This is a genomic window from Novosphingobium rosa NBRC 15208 (assembly GCF_001598555.1).
Lineage (GTDB): Bacteria > Pseudomonadota > Alphaproteobacteria > Sphingomonadales > Sphingomonadaceae > Novosphingobium > Novosphingobium rosa.
The window spans coordinates 172,375-189,116 of sequence record NZ_BCZE01000010.1 but is presented as its reverse complement, the minus strand read 5'-3'; the positions used below and the strand labels follow the sequence as shown (position 1 = coordinate 189,116).

The 16,742-nt window shown below is 58.1% G+C and carries 14 protein-coding genes and 1 pseudogene; 9 read left to right on the top strand and 6 right to left on the bottom strand.

Going from position 1 to position 16,742, the window contains the following annotated elements; all coding sequences use genetic code 11:
- On the bottom strand, nucleotides 1-966 hold a 966-nt coding region (locus tag SR3_RS05340), incomplete at its 3' end, for a FecR family protein (RefSeq protein WP_169805565.1).
- Nucleotides 967-1,089: 123 nt separating this feature from the next.
- On the opposite strand from SR3_RS05340, the gene SR3_RS05335 reads away from it, so the two are divergent.
- The 4 genes from SR3_RS05335 (at nucleotide 1,090) to SR3_RS05320 (ending at nucleotide 4,277) form a co-directional block, all read left to right on the top strand.
- Nucleotides 1,090-2,697, top strand: coding sequence for a ShlB/FhaC/HecB family hemolysin secretion/activation protein (locus SR3_RS05335; RefSeq protein ID WP_169805564.1), 1,608 nt, complete (start codon nucleotides 1,090-1,092; stop codon nucleotides 2,695-2,697).
- 190 nt (nucleotides 2,698-2,887) lie between these two features.
- Nucleotides 2,888-3,355 carry an MASE1 domain-containing protein gene (locus SR3_RS32600; protein WP_084454976.1) on the top strand — a complete coding sequence of 156 codons (468 nt, stop codon included), beginning with the start codon at nucleotides 2,888-2,890 and terminating at the stop codon, nucleotides 3,353-3,355.
- Nucleotides 3,267-3,938 (top strand): MASE1 domain-containing protein, encoded by a 672-nt coding sequence (locus SR3_RS30440; RefSeq protein WP_169805563.1) that lies wholly within the window; start codon nucleotides 3,267-3,269, stop codon nucleotides 3,936-3,938. The genes SR3_RS32600 and SR3_RS30440 overlap by 89 nt, the downstream gene beginning before the upstream one ends.
- Nucleotides 3,939-3,941: 3 nt before the next feature.
- Nucleotides 3,942-4,277 carry a GGDEF domain-containing protein gene (locus tag SR3_RS05320; RefSeq protein WP_068081759.1) on the top strand — a complete coding sequence of 112 codons (336 nt, stop codon included), beginning with the start codon at nucleotides 3,942-3,944 and terminating at the stop codon, nucleotides 4,275-4,277.
- A gap of 555 nt (nucleotides 4,278-4,832) precedes the next feature.
- Here the strand turns inward: SR3_RS05320 and SR3_RS05315 are convergent.
- Nucleotides 4,833-5,120: a hypothetical protein gene (locus SR3_RS05315; protein ID WP_068081757.1), complete on the bottom strand. Its 288-nt coding sequence runs from the start codon at nucleotides 5,118-5,120 to the stop codon at nucleotides 4,833-4,835.
- A 360-nt stretch (nucleotides 5,121-5,480) separates the two neighbouring features.
- Here SR3_RS05315 and SR3_RS05310 point away from each other — a divergent pair, with 360 nt between their 5' ends.
- The 4 genes and pseudogenes from SR3_RS05310 to SR3_RS05295 all read left to right on the top strand — a co-directional run bounded on the left by SR3_RS05310 (nucleotide 5,481) and on the right by SR3_RS05295 (nucleotide 11,117).
- Complete coding sequence (locus SR3_RS05310; RefSeq protein WP_169805561.1) at nucleotides 5,481-7,364, top strand: methyl-accepting chemotaxis protein; 1,884 nt, start codon at nucleotides 5,481-5,483, stop codon at nucleotides 7,362-7,364.
- Nucleotides 7,365-7,806: 442 nt separating this feature from the next.
- Nucleotides 7,807-8,628: a GlgX family protein gene (locus SR3_RS05305; protein WP_068081752.1), complete on the top strand. Its 822-nt coding sequence runs from the start codon at nucleotides 7,807-7,809 to the stop codon at nucleotides 8,626-8,628.
- A gap of 323 nt (nucleotides 8,629-8,951) precedes the next feature.
- Nucleotides 8,952-10,496 (top strand): annotated as a pseudogene (locus tag SR3_RS05300) (IS3 family transposase).
- A 384-nt stretch (nucleotides 10,497-10,880) separates the two neighbouring features.
- Nucleotides 10,881-11,117 carry a hypothetical protein gene (locus SR3_RS05295; protein WP_068081749.1) on the top strand — a complete coding sequence of 79 codons (237 nt, stop codon included), beginning with the start codon at nucleotides 10,881-10,883 and terminating at the stop codon, nucleotides 11,115-11,117.
- 392 nt (nucleotides 11,118-11,509) lie between these two features.
- Here SR3_RS05295 and SR3_RS05290 read toward each other — a convergent pair whose 3' ends face one another.
- The 3 genes from SR3_RS05290 to SR3_RS05285 form a co-directional block, all read right to left on the bottom strand.
- Nucleotides 11,510-14,107, bottom strand: coding sequence for a sensor domain-containing phosphodiesterase (locus tag SR3_RS05290; protein WP_068081746.1), 2,598 nt, complete (start codon nucleotides 14,105-14,107; stop codon nucleotides 11,510-11,512).
- Nucleotides 14,079-14,498: a plasmid pRiA4b ORF-3 family protein gene (locus SR3_RS30430; RefSeq protein ID WP_245653780.1), complete on the bottom strand. Its 420-nt coding sequence runs from the start codon at nucleotides 14,496-14,498 to the stop codon at nucleotides 14,079-14,081. The genes SR3_RS05290 and SR3_RS30430 overlap by 29 nt, the downstream gene beginning before the upstream one ends.
- A gap of 235 nt (nucleotides 14,499-14,733) precedes the next feature.
- Nucleotides 14,734-15,459 (bottom strand): sigma-70 family RNA polymerase sigma factor, encoded by a 726-nt coding sequence (locus SR3_RS05285; RefSeq protein WP_307559036.1) that lies wholly within the window; start codon nucleotides 15,457-15,459, stop codon nucleotides 14,734-14,736.
- Nucleotides 15,460-15,593: 134 nt separating this feature from the next.
- Between SR3_RS05285 and SR3_RS30425 the strand changes: the two genes are divergently transcribed.
- The gene (locus SR3_RS30425) at nucleotides 15,594-15,866 is read left to right on the top strand and encodes a type II toxin-antitoxin system TacA family antitoxin (protein ID WP_084454953.1); all 273 of its coding nucleotides are present in this window, start codon (nucleotides 15,594-15,596) and stop codon (nucleotides 15,864-15,866) included.
- Between the two features lie 167 nt (nucleotides 15,867-16,033).
- Here SR3_RS30425 and SR3_RS05275 read toward each other — a convergent pair whose 3' ends face one another.
- A complete protein-coding gene (locus tag SR3_RS05275; protein ID WP_068081740.1) occupies nucleotides 16,034-16,663 on the bottom strand; it encodes a MarC family protein in 630 nt (209 codons plus the stop codon).
- Nucleotides 16,664-16,742 lie beyond the last annotated feature (79 nt).

Genomic DNA, 16,742 nt, shown 5'->3' with positions numbered 1-16,742 from the left:
GCCGGCATTTGAGTTCGATGCGGCATTGCCTGCGCTGTTGCCACCCAGATTCGAATTGGCGTTGCCGTTCGCAACAACAGCGGTCGGCCGATCAGTCGCCACGGCGACAGCATGATCCGCACCGGATGCCGAAGACGCGGCTGCAGCCAGCCCCGCTCCAGTCTGGCCGGATACCAATCCACCCGTCAGATTGGACAGGGAACTGGCCGGCTCATTCACAGCGTTGATCGTCACCGCACTCGAGGTGGCATTGTTGCCGCTGCTGGCCTGGACTGTGCTCGTCGCCGTCTCGGAAACAGCCCAGGTTATGGCCGTGGCGGTTGTGGCGGGCGCGGAGTCCGAGACCTTTGCCGCCACGTCTCCTGGCTGCGTCGGGCTGCTGGACGGCATGGAAGCAGAATGAATTGTTCGCGCAGTGGCTCCCTGGATCGTTAAAGCGCCCAGATCACCGGCTCCCACAGAGGCGATGGAACCGGGCCGCAAAACTTCGCGGGCACCGCCGTCGTGGGTGGCGACCTCCACGGCGCCTTCGACGACCTGGACCGAGGCGCCGCTGTCCTTGACTGTCACGCTAAAGGTCGTGCCCTTGACCACGGCGGCAAGATAGGGGGTCTGCACGCCGAAATGAGGATTGGCCATCTTCTTCACACTGAAGACCACATTGCCAATTTTCTCAAGGAATTGAGTCAGGCCGCCCGTGGCAGCAGGATCGGCCACCTGAAGACGGGAATTGGGGGCGACAACCGCATACTCCTCGCCGCGCACCAGCACAGCGCGGGCGTTGGGGCCAGTGGTGATCACATCACCCGGTTCAGCCTTTCCGCCTCTGGCCGCGCCTTTCACTTGTCCCGCATGGTTGATCATCACCCCCTGCGAAGCCTCTGAAATGGTCCAGGGTGGCGTACCGGCTACGACCGGGGTGGCGATGGTGGTGGTCAGCAACAATCCAAAGACGACGCGGCGCATCCATCGCTCCTTATAGGGACGAAGCCGATCGCTGCCCTTGCCTCGCTCTTTACGCTGCCTTTGTAAAAGCTTTCTCAATGGAACCTAGCTTATTGGCCGGAAACGATTCTAGGGGATTACACCTTGCGCCATTGCCTGAGCCTTATTCTGCTGTCCTTGGCGTGTACTCCGGCTACGGCCCTGGCAGTAGACGATCAACAGGCAAGCGACGCCGGTTTTTCGAGCCTCGACAATGAGAAAACGCCCGCCGGTGCCGCTTCGCCTTCTGCCTCATTGCCAGGCATCGAGGTGAAATCGATTGTTGTGAGCGGAGGCGAGGAGATCCCGCGCGCTGCGTTCGATGCAGCCCTGTCTAGTTTTGTGGGCCATCGCCTCACCACGGTGGACATGCAGGATTTGCTTTCCACCGTCTCCGGACTGGCAAGAGCGAGAGGCTATGTGTTCGCGCGTTCAACAGTTCCTGCGCAGACCATGGAATCGGGTATCCTCCGTGTGGATCTTGATGAGGGGCATGTCGATGAGGTTCGCCTGACGGGTCAGCCCAACACTGCGGTGCAGGCCGTCCTTGACGGGCTGAAGGGGCATGCTCCCCTGCAAAAGGAGGTCGACCGCAGGCTGACGCTGGCACAGGATGTTCCGGGGGTTAAAATCGGGAAAGTTACCTTCGAGCGCGAGGGTGACAAGGGCGTGTTGATCGTGCCGTTGACCAATGATCGTGTGGCCGCGCGCGCGTCCATCGACAATTGGGGCACAGGCGCGCTGGGCCCGGTCAGAGCGCAGCTGGCCTATGATTTTAATGGCCTGATCGATGACAAAGATCAGCTCAGCCTTACCTACCTCGTCACCGCAGCACAGCCTAGCGAGCTGGGTTCGGTCTGGGGCCGCTACGCCCATCAAATCGGCCATGGCGGCACGGAAGTTGCGATTTATGGCGGCTATGGCGCCACCAATTCTGGTGGCATCTGGCGCCAGTATGGTGCGAGCGGCAATTGGGTGACAGCGGGAGTCTCCCTGGCTCACCCCCTGCTGCGTGGGCGTAGGATCAGCCTCTGGGTCAATGCCTCGCTGGACTATATCGCCGTCGATCAGCGCTTTTCGGGCGCCATGGTGCGACGCGATCGCGCCACCACCGCAAGCATCTCGATCAATGGATATGTGCCCTTGGCAGGGGCACGCCTGCGGGCTGGCGCCGGCGTGGTGCAAGGGCTTGACGCACTGGGAGCGACCCGCCCGGGCGATCCGCTGGCCTCACGTCCTGATGCCGATGGACATTTTACCAGCTTCAACCTCTGGAGCAATTGGGCCGGCGATCTGATCGGCCCCTTCAGCGCCAAACTCGCTGTAACGGCCCAGCTCTCAACCGCTCCCTTGCTGACCGTCGAGCAGATCTCAATCGGTGGCCCTGTTTTCGGCCGCGCCTATGATTTTGCCGAGCGCACAGGCGACCGGGGCATCCTCGGATCAGCCGAGTTGCAGGCAAAAATCTGGGATCGCGGCAACGGCCTGGTCCGTTGGGTGCAGCTTTATGGCTTCGCTGATGCCGGCAGCGTATCGAATCTGCGCAATGACTACGGCACCGGCGATCTCTATTCCGCAGGTGTGGGAGCCCGCGCAACCCTGCCCCACGCTGTCAGGTTGGGGATCGAAGCAGCGTTTCCGATCAATGCAGTGCGCTATGAGACCGGCGACAGCGCGCCGCGCATCTCGGCCACAGCATCGAAGAGCTTCTAGAAATCACGAGCGTCGGCCAAACTCTGGCTGCCGCCCATGGTCAAAAGTGCCGCAATATGACCCAGACGTGACACGTTGGCACGTCACTCGCAATGGTCAAATCTGGACCGTCATCCAAACGCAAAAAGGAATTGCTCCACAGCGGGCTGTTCGCGTGGCTTTAACCTCAGATTAGCCGTTCTGTCCCTAGATGAACCTGATGTACGGGCGCGACAATACAGATACCCTCCACACTGTACGCTATCACGGTCAGCTCTGCCTGGCAGCGGCAGGCCTTTATTTTATGCTGGCAGCAGCCACGATCCATCTGGCCAGCAATGGTCGCGATATCGCGACGATCTGGCCCGCCAATGCCGTCTTGCTTAGTCTGTTGCTGGTCCATAAGCGGATCACCTGGCCCGGTATCCTCACGGCAGGCCTCGTCGCCAACGCAGCCGCCAATCTTCTCACGCGCGGCACCGTCCTCGGACCTATGCTGTACGGTCTGTGCAACATTGTCGAAGTGGTTGTTGCCGCCCTGGTTTTCGGGCGCGGTAGGGCCTTGTATACCCACACTGGACTCGGCGCGCGTGGTTGGCCGCTTCGTTTTAACCTGCGGCATTCTCGCCCCCAGCATCAGCGGATTTTTAGGCGCCGCGACAGCCTGGTACTTTTTTGAACAACCCTTCCTTTCCGCCTTGCAAACATGGCTGATCAGCGATGCTCTCGGACTCCTGATCTTCACACCGGTATTCGTCGCCGTTTTCAACGGTGACATGCTGCGCTGCATGCGGGAAAAGCGTTGGACAGAACGCGCGGAGACGATCGGGCTGTTGGCCCTTATCGGTCTGGTGGCCTATCTGGTTTTCTTTATCGCGCATGCTCCGCTGCTGTTCGTGCTTTTCGCGCCTGTCATGTGGATCACATTTCGCGTTGGGCGCCTGGGCACCAAGATCTCCGTCATGCTAATTGCAATCATCGGTGGTTGCGCCACCCTTCGGGGCATGGGGCCCATAGCCAGCTTCACACAGAACCATGCTCAGCAAGCCGAACTCTTTCAGCTTTTCCTGGCCGTGTTGCTGCTGACCTGCCTTCCCGTCGCCGCCGATTTATCTGCGCGCCGTCGCTTCACCGAAGATGTGGTCAAGCGCGAAAAGGCCATGGCGCTTTTGGCTTCAACGGATAGCCTTACGGGTCTGCTGAGCCGATCCGCTTTTGAGGCTCATGTAGACAAGACATTGCATGACAGCAGCGGGTCCTGAACCATGGTGGCGATCGATCTTGATTATTTCAAGAACATCAACGATCGGTGGGGCCATGAGGCTGGCGATAAGGCGCTTGTCCACGCAGCCCGCGCCTTTCAATCGCAAATACGCGCGGGCGATATTGTTGGCCGCCTTGGCGGTGACGAATTCCTTCTCTTGCTGAAAAATGCTTCCATTGCTGAGGCCGAGTTTATCTGCAACCGCATCCGCACGAACCTCAGGCAGAACCCGATAGCAATGGACAGCAAAACAGATATCATGCTGAGCGTGAGTTGCGGGATTGCCAGCTCGACCATTGGGGGGTACTTTTCAGGACCTCTATCGTCACGCGGATAAGGCTCTGTATATGGCGAAATCAGCGGGGCGAAACACAGTGCGGGCTATCGCCTAACGTTGCCTCCGCTTTGCCTGCCTATTTGCGTTTCCCGGCTCCAGGCCGAGCGAAATCAGGCTTTGCAACATGCTGCGTATACCGATCCACGATGCAGTCGACATTACCGCGGTCAGTGGCTGAATGGAGGGCAAGAACGATCCACTCGCGATTACAGAGCGGACATTCCGGTCACCACGACGAAGGTGACATCGAATCTGGCGCTGACGCCCAGTCTAAGAGACACGCCCGACAATCGCCGGACGTCAAACCTTTTAACATAGCGCCTGTTATCAAAGAATTTGAAATCTGGCGGGCAGATTCTAATTGGAAGAGCGAAATTCGAGAATTTCCGGGCATTCTATGCCATTTGGAAATGACCTGGCTAACTCAATGAAAGGGGAGGGTAGCCTAAACCTATCCTCCCCGAATATTGGCGTTGCCACCGTCAAATTTCTTGCCCTTCGACGCTTACTCTCAGGAGCAAGTGATACGTTGGCATGCCGTCGTCGCCTGCAAGCCTAGATGGCAGCTTTGTCATCAGCAACCGTTGCGCATCGCGTTATGGTCACGTGTGTTCTTCTTATCGAGAGTCCTTCCGACCAACGCACCAGCGACACCACCAACAATCGTTCCGGCTGTTCCGCCCCCCAAAGCGTTCCCGAGCAGGGCACCTCCTGCACCACCGGCGATAGTTCCAACTGCGCCATTACCGCTTCCGCAGTGGCGAGAAGCATAGCGCCCACGCGCCCGATCGGAATAATATTGACGATGATAGTCCCGGCTTGCGCCGCGGTAATGCTGATCATATCCCGGCCCTTGGGCCAAGGCAGCCGACGGAAACACTCCTACCCCCAAGGTTGCAATTCCTGCAGCAGCGAGAGCGACTTTGGCGTTCAATTTGAGAGACATGACAAATCCCCTGTAGTCATCACTTGGCGAATATACCCTCATCAAACTGCAAGGATCATGAACACGTCGGCAGGCGTGCGTTCAAAAATCACATGAAACACCGAATGCTCAATTTGTCCAAGCCGCCTAGCTCGCAGGCCGATGGATGTTGAAAGAAAAGGTTAAGGCCGCCTTTCGCAGCTGCCACGGGTGACGCGGCAGGGCTAGTTGAACCTTATTGTTTAATGCTGGTGGCGGGTTATTCGCCGGAGATGGCAATGTTGGAAGGTTTCAGGATCAAAACCATCGTTACCGTCGGGACGCTGCTGCTCTCGGCGGGCATGGTTTTGACCTCTGTAAGCCTTATTATGGGCGCAAAAACTGCAATCAGAGACATGGTTCTGAGCACCAGCAGCATGCTTCCCAGCGTGGCCGTTCTCGGCAAATCGACTGCCAATTTCGAACTTGTCAGGGTGCGGCTCGCCCGGGCGATCATGGCTGAAACGCCCGAACAAAAGGCCAGAGCAGTCAGCGCCTACAAGGCGGCGGTCGCGCAAGTCGATCAAAGTCTGCAAGCCTATGCTCCGTTGGTGGGTGATGATCGCGATGCGCTCCTGTACCGAACCATTCTCAAGCAGTGGAGCGATTTGAAGCCGCCACTGGAGCAGGTGGCGCAGTTATCAGTGCAAGGACAGCAGAGCCAGGCCAACCAGCTTTTTCAGAACGAGATCGTTCGTGATGCTGAAGCCATGCAGCAAACGCTCGAGACTACAACGAATTATAATATATCCGAGGCCAAGCGACACACCGCCAAAACAGTGGATGAAGCAAAGGCCGCTATCCAGCGCAGCACCGTGGCGGGCGCGGCGGGGTTGATCCTGGGACTTTTCATTCTTTCGCTGTTCGGTCGGCGTGTGACGAGCCCTTTGAGCAAGCTGGAAAAGGCGATGGAAGCCATGGCTCAAGGGCAGCTCGATATCGAGATCCCTGGATCTGGAAAGCGTGACGAGTTGGGGAGGATCGCCCGGGCGTTGGATGAGATTAAGCTGAGCATTGCGCGGCGGGCAGTCACCGATGGCAATCTGCAGCTCGCGGTTCAGCAACAAGTCACCGGAGCGTTGGAAGAGGCTCTTTTGGCCCTCAAATCTGGGGAGCTTACGCATCGGATCGGTGAAGAGTTTCCCGGGAAGTATCAGAGGTTACGTGATGACTTCAATGCGATGATCGAAGCTCTCGAAGACCAGATTCGCGAAGTCGCGGTGGCCTCCACCACAGTGCGGGCTGGCGCAAGCGAGATATCGGCGGCGGCACAGGATTTGGCTGCGCGTACCGAGCAGCAGGCAACCACTCTGGGAGAAACAACCTCAACAGTGATGGCGCTGACCGAATCTGTCACCAATGCCCGGGCAGCGGCAGTGGTTGCCGCTCAGGCAGCGCGAGAGGCCGAAAAAGAAGCAACGAACAGTGGCAGGCAGATGGGTGATGCGGTAACGGCCATGACCTCGATTGCCGCGACATCAGAAAAAATGCGCAGCATCGTCGCCATCATCGACGGGATTTCGTTCCAGACCAATCTTCTTGCCTTGAATGCGGGGGTTGAGGCGGCGCGGGCCGGTGACGCCGGTCGCGGCTTCGCTGTCGTCGCAAACGAAGTACGTGGGCTGGCCGAGCGTAGCTCCAAAGCAGCCAGCGAAATTGCGGAACTGATCGTCACGTCGGGTAAAGAGGTGCAACAAGGCGTCGAGATGGTCAGTCAAACGCAGGCCTCATTGTCGCGGATCGTCAAGCAGGCCATCGACGTTTCCACCATGATCGCAGACTTGAGCCAAAAGTGCGTGCAACAAACGGGGGCCATCGAGCAGGTCAACGGTGTGATCGGCAATTTGGACAACGCGACCCAGCTAAACGCCGCCCTTGTCGAAGAAGCGGCGGCGGCAGCTGCCAGCCTTGCCAACGAATCCGAGCGGCTGGCTCAAGTGGTAGGACGGTTTAGCCTCACTGGTACCGTAAACGCGGTCGGCAAACTGACGAGGTTGCGCTCAACCAGTGAGCGTAAAAGGTCCTTGATAAAGCCTTCATTTTCAAATCTCAGGCCATCACATGCTTCTGTGGCATCTCGAGGGCTAAATGAGGCGATGGACGCTGACTGGTCTGAATTCTAAGCTTGGGCATTGTGCTGTCTAGGACCCCGATCAACCCACTTGCTCTGTTCACATTGCTATACGTCCGCGGGGCATGTCCCCGAAGCCTGCTGGTCCAACCCCGTCAATTTCGTTTGATCGACCGGCAGCTACCGATCAGGTCAAAAACGCCTTGTACACGTTGGTAATCGAGCCAATCTATCAAGGGAGTGCTTTCCACACATCTCCGGCCAAAGAAATGAACGCGGGAAGGCTGCGAAAAATCTGAGTTTCTCACGCATATCTTGCGCGGCTGTGCCGCCAGACGTGACGGCCCTTCGGCCACGACAGGGTTCCAGAGTGGACCCCCGGTGGTCGTGAAGGATATCTTACAAATATCTCCGTCTCGAGTGACGCGAGGCTTCAGTCCGCCGGGTCTGGCCGATCATCACCTGCCCCGTATCCTGCCTCCGGGAGCCCCTCCATGACGCCGCACGCGCCCGCTGCCAGCTCTCCCGATTTCATCAAGCCCGATCGCATTTATCCCGATATGGGCGCGGTCTTCGATGGCCATGGCACGCATTTCGCGGTGTTCTCGGAAAATGCCCAGGCCATCGAGCTATGCCTGTTCGGCCCCGGCGGCAGGGACGAGCAGCGGCTCGAACTTCCCCATCGCGAGGGGCCGGTGTTCTCCGGCTATCTGCCCGGCATCCGCCCCGGCCGGCAATATGGCTACCGCGCCCATGGGCCCTACGATCCGGCGCAGGGCCATCGCTTCAACCCCAACAAGCTGCTGCTCGATCCCTATTCCCGCGCCACGGCGGGCCGCATCACCTGGGACGATGCGCTCTGGGGCTATGACCTTGCCTCGGGCGATCCCGGCAGTTTCGACACCCGCGATTCCGCTCCCTTCATAGCCAAAGGCATCGTCGAGGAACCGCAGTTCGACTGGGAAGGCGACAAGGCCATGCGCCGCCCCTGGAGCGAAACCATCATATACGAGGCCCATGTGCGCTGCCTCACCATGCAGCACCCCGGCGTGCCCGAGGCGCTGCGCGACACCTATGCGGGCATGTCCTGCGATGCCATTCTGGAGCATCTCACCCGGCTGGGCGTCACCGCCATCGAGCTGCTGCCCTGCCAGTTCTTCCTTGATGACCGCATGCTGATCGACAAGGGCCTCTCCAACTATTGGGGCTATCAGACGCTGGGTTTCTTCGCGCCCGACGCGAAGCCGCCATCAAGGTCGCTTCGCGCTCACCCGCCAGACGGTGTTGCCGAAATCGGCGACCACGAGTGCGGATGAGGCGGGGCTGTTTGTCGCCCGGGCTGTTTCACGGAACCGGGCGGTCGATCATTGCTTCCCTCTCCACCCTGCGAGCAACAGCAGAGGAGCGAGACGATGCGAGACTTGAGCGAAAAAGGAAGGGCTAACCTCGATAGCGCCGCGGCGCGCCAAGGCATCGATCCCGAGGCGGCCTTCATCCTTCTTGAGTCCCTTTCAAAGGGAGGGGGCCAGTAGGCCCGGTTCAACCATCCTGCCCTTGGCTGTTGATTGCCATTGAGATGTGACCCGGGGAGCTGATAAGGGGGATGCGGATGAAAACTTGGACCACCAGGAGGTAGTTCATGTACTCTCATGCAGACAGGATTCGCGCGGTCGAGCTATATATCCAGCTTGGCAAACAGGTTAAGGCGACGATCCGACAGTTGGGTTATCCCACTAAGAACGCGCTGAAGAACTGGTGTCGTGAGCACGAGCAGCTTCGCGGCCTGCTCGTTCGCTGTGTGGCTCGGGTCCCGAAGTATTCTCAGGATCAGAAGCAGGCTGCGCTCGAGCACTACCGTACGCATGATCGCTGTATCTCTGCGACAATGAGAGCCTTGGGTTATCCCGGTCGTGGGACTCTGACGGCATGGGTTCGGGAAGCTTTCCCGGAGACGAGAGCATTGATGGCCGGTCGATCCTGGCGACCGGCCCATCCTGAGGCGATGAAGCAAGCCGGTGTGGTCGGGCTTTGCAGTGGAGAGGCAAGCGCCCAACAGGTTGCCGACCGGCTAGGCGTATGCCGGTCGACGCTGTACAACTGGAGAGATGAGTTACTCAGTCATGATGCTGTCGCATCCATGAAACGCAGCAAGACCTCTGCAGAGGCACCTGAGCGGGAGGAACTCGAGCGACAGCTTGACGCTCTTCAACGCGATCTCCGCCAATTGCAGCTTGAGCGTGACCTGTTGAGGAAGGCCAATGAACTTCTAAAAAAAAAAAAGGGCCTGGGCGTCGATCTTCAGATTCTGAATAATTGAAAGAAGACTCAGCTGGTTGACGCCCTCAAGAATGCCTATCGGTTGCCGGAATTGCTCGTGCAATTAAGGCTCGCGCGAAGCTCATATTTCTATCATCACGCTCGTGCAAATTTGGCAGACAAGTACGTCACCGTCCGCCGTAGCCTGGCCGAAATCTTCGAAAGCAACCATCGCTGCTACGGGTATCGTAGACTGCAGGCCTCGCTGGCCAGGCAAAGTGTGACCATCTCGGAAAAGGTCGTACAGCGATTGATGAAACAGGAGCATTTGATCGCCGCCAGACCACGGCGGCGGCGCTTTGGATCTTACCTGGGGGAAATCAGTCCAGCCTCTGAGAACCTGGTCAACAGAGACTTCCATGCAGAAGCACCAAACGAAAAATGGCTGACGGACATCACCGAATTCCAGATCCCCGCCGGCAAGGTGTACCTCTCGCCCATCATAGATTGCTTTGATGGCATGGTGATCAGTTGGTCCATTGGAACCCAACCAAATGCAAGCCTGGTCAATACGATGCTGGATGCCGCCATAAAGACAGTTCCCGATGCCAACGCCCGGACAATCGTTCATTCAGATCGTGGTGCTCATTATCGCCGGCCGGGCTGGCTCACCCGCATCAGCAATGCGAATCTGGTTCGTTCAATGTCCCGCAAAGGGTGCTCACAAGATAATGCCGCATGCGAAGGCTTCTTTGGTCGCTTGAAAAAGGAGCTCTTTTACCCCCGAGACTGGCAGACCATTACAATCACGCAGTTTATCCGCGAGGTTGATGCCTACATCAGGTGGTACAATGAGAAGCGCATCAAATTGTCACTGGGGGCCCGGAGCCCGATCGTGTATCGACGAAGCCTTGGCTTTAACGCGTGAACAGTCCAAGTTTTCATCCGCATCCCCCTTTTCCAGTGTGGAGCGGCGCGCGAAATTGACCCCTTTAGCGGGGTGATCAGCGTCTAAAATTGCCCCCCTTCATTTCATCATGACAAGCGCCGCCGTTTGTGTTTTGGACGGCGGGTACAGGGATGTTGGTAGTGGAGACGATTACAAGGATCCGTCGGGAATACCGGGACGGGAAGCCTATCGAGGCGATAGCGCGAGATTTGGGGCTGTCGCGCAACAATTTTTGGGATGAGCGGAGTATTGCGCGCGGCGGGATGCGGGCTTCGCGCTGGAACCCAATCGCAATCTTGCCGTTCATAGCGCACCAAGGCATTTCCGCTTCCGGTAACCCAAGGAACAAGCGCGAGTAACCCAATGAATCCGCAGACCCTTCCCACCGCGAAAGAGGCGGCCACGCTTTTTGTGCAGAACAAGCAGGGCGTCGTTCTCCCTATCTTCGATGACGCTTTCGGCAGTTGCGCTAAGGTCCTTAGGAAGATGTCGCTGGCCAAGGATGGGAGCGAATTGTGGATCGAATACATGGGACAAAAGTTCGATGCGGCCTGGGTCGAGGCCAACTTTAGATCAGATCCGGACAACGACACGGAATGAGCGTCAGGAGTTCAGCCTAAAGCGAACGGCGCTGACTGCCGTGCGTCATCTCTGTCGCGCGCCCAAAGCAGGTGAATGGATGCTCGCATTTTCTACCTCCGGGCCTCAAGGCTGAGCGGCGATAACGGCATGACAGTTTAGAGAGAACCTTCATGCCCACCCTTGCCAATCGCATCATCCACCTCAACGATGCGCGGAAGATGACCGGGCCGCGCCACTCACCTCGGTGCCCGACTCAACGGGGAGATGACGTCGACTGAACGACGAATACGCCGATCCCCGTGAGTCTTCGAACATCGCGGATGGCGCGAACCTATCCCGATACCAGTTGCTTACCGAAGGATGGCTCGCCAACGCCGGTGCCCTCACCACCTCGCGGGAGGTCGGTGGCGTCAGGCTGAATGAAGGGATGATTGAGTATTTAGGCAGGCGAGACTGCTGCATTCTGTTTCGAGCGGAACGCGTAAATTGAGTTCCCACTCAGCCTGCATGGAGCATACCGTCCGATCCTTGGGCGGAGCGGGAGGACCGATCAGATAGCCTTGCAAATGAGTACACCCCAGTTCAATCAGGGTTGCGGCCTGCTCTTTGGTTTCGACGCCCTCAGCGACGATTCCCATCCCGATTTCAGCGCCCAGACAGGTAACCGCCCTGATGATCGCGGTGGCTGTCGACGACATCGACATCTCGTTAACGAAAGAGCGATCAATTTTAACCTTGTCGAACTGGAAGCGCTGGAAATAGGATAGTGACGAATAGCCGACGCCAAAATCGTCGATAAGGATCTGGATACCCAAGGCGCGCAAGGCTTCAAGCTGTGTAAACGTCCCAGCGACGTCTTGAATGACGAGACCCTCAGTCACTTCAAGTTGCAAACGTTCCGCTGGCAATCCGCTTTGGTCGAGGGCCTCTTTGACGTGGTCAATGAGATGTCCCGAAAGAAACTGCAGGGGAGACAAGTTAACGGCGACACAGATGTCGCTGCCCCAAGACTTCACCTCCTCGCACGCACGCTGGAGCATGCGCCGCCCGAGTTGACCGATAAGACCACACTCCTCAGCCATCGAAATGAACAGGTCGGGCGCGATGAACCCACGGGAGGGATGGCGCCACCGCGCCAGAGCCTCCACACCGCTAATTCGACCTGAACGGACTTCGAGAATAGGCTGATAATACAGAGTGATTTCGTCTGCCTCGATCGCCGCTCTTAGATCCTTCTCAAGAATCCGGCGATCACGCATGACGGAATCCATTTCTGCGCTGAAAAAGCAGATATGGCCCCGACCGCTGCTCTTCGCGCGATAGAGCGCGACATCGACACTTTGCCGGATGTCCTCCGCGTCGACGCCATTTTCTGGAAATAGGGCGACACCAATGCAAGCGCCGACGTTGGCAACGGCCCATTTACCGCGTACCGGCTCCTCGATAGCCCTAACAATGGCGCGAGCAACAGCTTGAGCCCGCTCACGCAGATCGCCACCTAACAAGACGACGGCGAAATCATCACTTCCAACGCGAGCCACCCAATCCGCCGGGCCGACGCTGTCACGGATACGCTCAGCGATCCTTGCCAGGATATCGTCGCCGACCAGGTGACCAAACTGGTCGTTCACCGCCTTGAAGCGATAAAGATCGATGCTCAGCAAGGCGAAAGGCACCTTGGCGTCCGTCAACCGGTTGAGCCGTTCAGCAAAGCTAAAACGGTTCAGCAGGCCAGTAAGAGAATCCGTTTTTGCGAGCTTGTTAATTTCAGCCTGGGCTCCTTTGACGTCAGTGACATCCTCGGAAACCCAGAGCATGAGTTGGTCGGGCCCGTCGGGACCATCGATGACGGCGCGAGTGGTTCTCAAATGAATGGGCCGACCATCATGGTGGCGGTAAATGCCTTCGTGAATGTGACGACCGGGCGATGCCAGTGCCTCATCATCCCGTCGCTGCAGGCTGGCCGCCAAATGAGGCAGAACCTCCTCATCGGTCTTACCGATGATATCCTTAGCCTTGCGACCAAGCACCTCTTCGGCAGCACGATTGATCATGACGTATTTGCGGGATTGGGTCTCACGGACAAACAGCATCACTGGTAAATTGCTGACGACACTGTCGAGAAATTTTGCTGCGCGTGCCTTCTCCGCCTCATGCGCCTTCCGTTCGCTGATGTCCCGCGCGATAGCGGCGAAGCCGCCGTTCGATGCCGGGTCACCCCACCTCGTCAACGACAGTCCAAGGGGTACTTCACCGCCATCCGACCGCAGTCCCGGCAACTCGAGATGCGTGCCAACGAGACGGGCGGGACCGCCCCGCGCCGCGCGCGCAAATATGTCCTTATAGCGCTGAGGAATGATGAGTTCGACGTCGCGGCCAAGGGCCTGGTCGGCGGTCCAGCCAAGCAATTTTTCCGCCGCCGAATTCCAGTAAACGATACAGCCGGAATGGTCGGCTGCCAGCACCGCGTCCGATGTTGCCTCGACCACCTTCGCCGCGATTTCGCCCATCAGCCGACTTCGCCGTGTCTCGATAAGGTCTGTGGCAAGTTGGGCCAGGTCCTCCAGCACATTGCGCTCATTGTCGGTGAGCCCATCCCGCGGCACTGGGTCGAACACGCAAAGCGTGCCGAGGCAATGCCCGGAAGCAATGATGAGGGGCACGCCAGCGTAAAAACGAATTCCGTCGGGCTCTGTGACCAACGGATTGTCTCGGAACCTGTCATCGCGCGAGGCGTCACCGACCACAAATGATTGTCGGGTGGTCAGAGGAAAATTGCAGAACGCCACCTCGCGTGACGTTTCGCTAAAGGGGATGCCCTGACGAGCCTTGAACCACTGGCGTTTCTCGTCAAGCAGACTGATCGCCGCGCTTCGCACTCCAAGCGCGCTAGCCGCAAGCCTGGTGAGGTCATCGAATTCGCGCTCAGGCGCGGAGTCCATCAGCTCCGACTGCGCCAAGGCGGCGATTCGATTAAACTCATTGAGCGGGTGACTGCTGCAATCCATTGCGCCTTTCTACGGTCAGCAAAGTTATTTTTTTATGCACAGTTCCTGAATTGGGAGACAGGACCCCAACCACGAGCAGTATCAGCCCGCCTCGGTTGCTCCCTGACGGGAAAATCCCCCGGGATTGGGAGACCGTTACTCCCCCTCCACGACAAAAGCGCCAGCGGTGACCGCCCAGGGCGCTTAAGCAAAGCCGTGTTGGCTGGCTCATAATTGCGCGGTAGCCGCCCTCGATCACCTCAGGCGCGCCGACGACCAGGCCCCCAAGGATAAACTGACGGAGACGGCTGTCGGTCCAACCGAAAGAGGCCTGGAGAATTTCGTTCAACTGTGCGAAATTGAGAGCGCAGGGCAACTCCAGCGTGCGCGTGATGGCCGGCTCGATGCCCACAATCCGAGCTTCGAGCGGATGATGTAATCACAGGGGTCAAAGGGCTTGGCCATGTTGGCGGTCATGCCCCCGGCAATTGTCGTCGACGATAGCGTGGCAACAATTATCCCACGCGGGCAGTGGCTGCAGCAGGGTTGATCAATCCTGGTAGGCGGTCACGGTTGATGCGTGGTGTCCGCTGTCCGGAACAAGCTGGAAACCATGAAGCACCCGCGTTAATCAATCTGGAAATCCCTCAGGCCGCCGGCCGCCGCACCATTTGCGCGGGCGCGACCTTTTGTAGTTCTTCGAGGAAAGCATCGTGAACATCATCGTTTAAATCGAAGTTGCTGCGCGCGTCGGGCAATATGCCGCCATCAATGGCGGCTGACAAAGCAGCGCGAGCGCGGGCAATGCGGCTTTTCACGGTACCAAGCGGAGTGCCGCAAATTTCGGCGACTTCCTCATAGCTAACACCGCCAATGCACATGAGAACCAGCACTTCGCGCTGAGCGGGTGGGAGGGTAGCCAAGGCGCGCAACACGTCGGCGGCTTCCAGGCGACCTTCCTGAGATCCGTGCATAGTCAAAATTCGCTCCGCCTCGGTTTCACTATAGTCGCCTACAAACCGCTCACGGCGAATCTGACCGAAATAATGATGCCGAAGGATGGTGTAGATCCATGCGCGGAATCTGGTGCCGGCGTTGAAGCTCCCTCGCGCGGCCCAGGCCTTCATCAAAGCCTCCTGAGCGAGGTCGTCCGCGCGGTCGCGATCTCCGCAGAGCATGCGGGCAAAAGCGCGCAGATGAGGAATGACTGCGGTCAGTTCCTTGTGAAAATCGGCATCTGAAAGCTGAAGAACCTCGGTTTGATTCTTTGCGGGCGCTATTTGGCCCGAGCGTTCCTGATCAGGCAATCCGCCGGAATGTGAAGCAGGCTTGATGGCGGGATCTTGACTCGATCCTGCGTGCTGTCCAGTCACGGTGCCTCCAGAATTATCCGTGGCTACCTAACAAATGTCATTGGCCGGGGTTCCGCTTGGCTTCCTGCCTGCGGCGTATTTCACGCGAGGTAAAGGAGCCTCACACTTGTGGATGTCAACGATGGAGACAGTTTATGAGCGGTGCTTCCGATCACGATCGCCGGAGCATTTCAGTTCGCGTCCCTGCGGCGGATCTCACGGTGATCGATCGTGCCGCGTTTCTGCAGGGTTGCTCGCGGGCGAATTTCGTGAAGCAGGCGGCGGTTATAGCCGCTTTCGCCCCATTGCTTGAACAGACCACTGTCCGCATGAGCCGCGAGGCCTTTGCGGATTTCCTCGAAACCTTGGCGCGACCGCCTGAAGTTGTTTCCCAGTTGGCGAAAGTTTCGCGCCATGCCCCTCGATAAATTAAACGAAATCCGCGCATGCTTGCCGCTAAGGTCACACACTTTACAGTTTTTATGAATAGCACCTACAACAGAGGTAATTTTGCACAATTTAATAAATTTATAGGACTATCATCCCGGCTTATTAATATATCTAATTCAGACTGCCGTTTAAATATAATAATTTCTCACCGGATAAACGGCGCACTGGCCAAGCCGTCAAAGACGAATTGCGCTGCAAGCCCTGCCAACAGCACGCCGGAAATCCGGCTGACGACGTCCGCGCCGGTTGCTCCAAGAACCGCGATCAAACGCTCGGCCACGCGCATCGCCCCAAAGGTTAGCAGCATACAGGCCAGAATCATGGCCAGAATGCTCAGGCCTTCGATCCATCCCGCCGTCCGGCCCATGACCAACACCGCGGCAGACAAACTCCCGGGTCCGGCGATAAGAGGAAACGCAAGTGGGAAGACGGCAATGTCACCCGGGCGTTCCGCATCCTCCCGTTCCTTGGAGTTGAGTGAAGAGAGACCGGGACTGGAGAAGGTGAGCGTCAACGCCTGAAGAAACAGCAAGATGCCGCCAGCGAAGCGAAACGCAGACAAAGAGACATGCAGGAGCGAGAGCACGAAGGCTCCGCCGGTCGCAAACAGCAACAGGACCAGGCCTGCGATCAGAATCGAGCGCCGGGCGAGGCTGCCACGCTGCTCGTGATGGACGCCGGCGGTGAGACTTGCGAAGACGACGGCGGTTTCGACCGGGCCGATCGTCACAAGCAGCGTCACGAAGGCGGACAGGATGTTGGGTGGGACGTGCATGAGTGCTTGTCGAAAGATTCAGAGGCAGGGGTGCGGCCGGGCACGGAGCCCGGCTGCACGGGATTATGGGAAGTAAGAG

Bases quoted from the DNA above. Each gene is read 5' to 3' on its own strand.
- SR3_RS32600 (WP_084454976.1), top strand. From the start codon at position 2,888: ATGAACCTGATGTACGGGCGCGACAATACAGATACCCTCCACACTGTA.
- SR3_RS05320 (WP_068081759.1), top strand. From the start codon at position 3,942: ATGGTGGCGATCGATCTTGATTATTTCAAGAACATCAACGATCGGTGG.
- SR3_RS05315 (WP_068081757.1), bottom strand. From the start codon at position 5,120: ATGATCAGCATTACCGCGGCGCAAGCCGGGACTATCATCGTCAATATT.
- SR3_RS05310 (WP_169805561.1), top strand. From the start codon at position 5,481: ATGTTGGAAGGTTTCAGGATCAAAACCATCGTTACCGTCGGGACGCTG.
- SR3_RS05305 (WP_068081752.1), top strand. From the start codon at position 7,807: ATGACGCCGCACGCGCCCGCTGCCAGCTCTCCCGATTTCATCAAGCCC.
- SR3_RS05295 (WP_068081749.1), top strand. From the start codon at position 10,881: ATGAATCCGCAGACCCTTCCCACCGCGAAAGAGGCGGCCACGCTTTTT.
- SR3_RS05290 (WP_068081746.1), bottom strand. From the start codon at position 14,107: ATGGATTGCAGCAGTCACCCGCTCAATGAGTTTAATCGAATCGCCGCC.
- SR3_RS30425 (WP_084454953.1), top strand. From the start codon at position 15,594: ATGAGCGGTGCTTCCGATCACGATCGCCGGAGCATTTCAGTTCGCGTC.
- SR3_RS05275 (WP_068081740.1), bottom strand. From the start codon at position 16,663: ATGCACGTCCCACCCAACATCCTGTCCGCCTTCGTGACGCTGCTTGTG.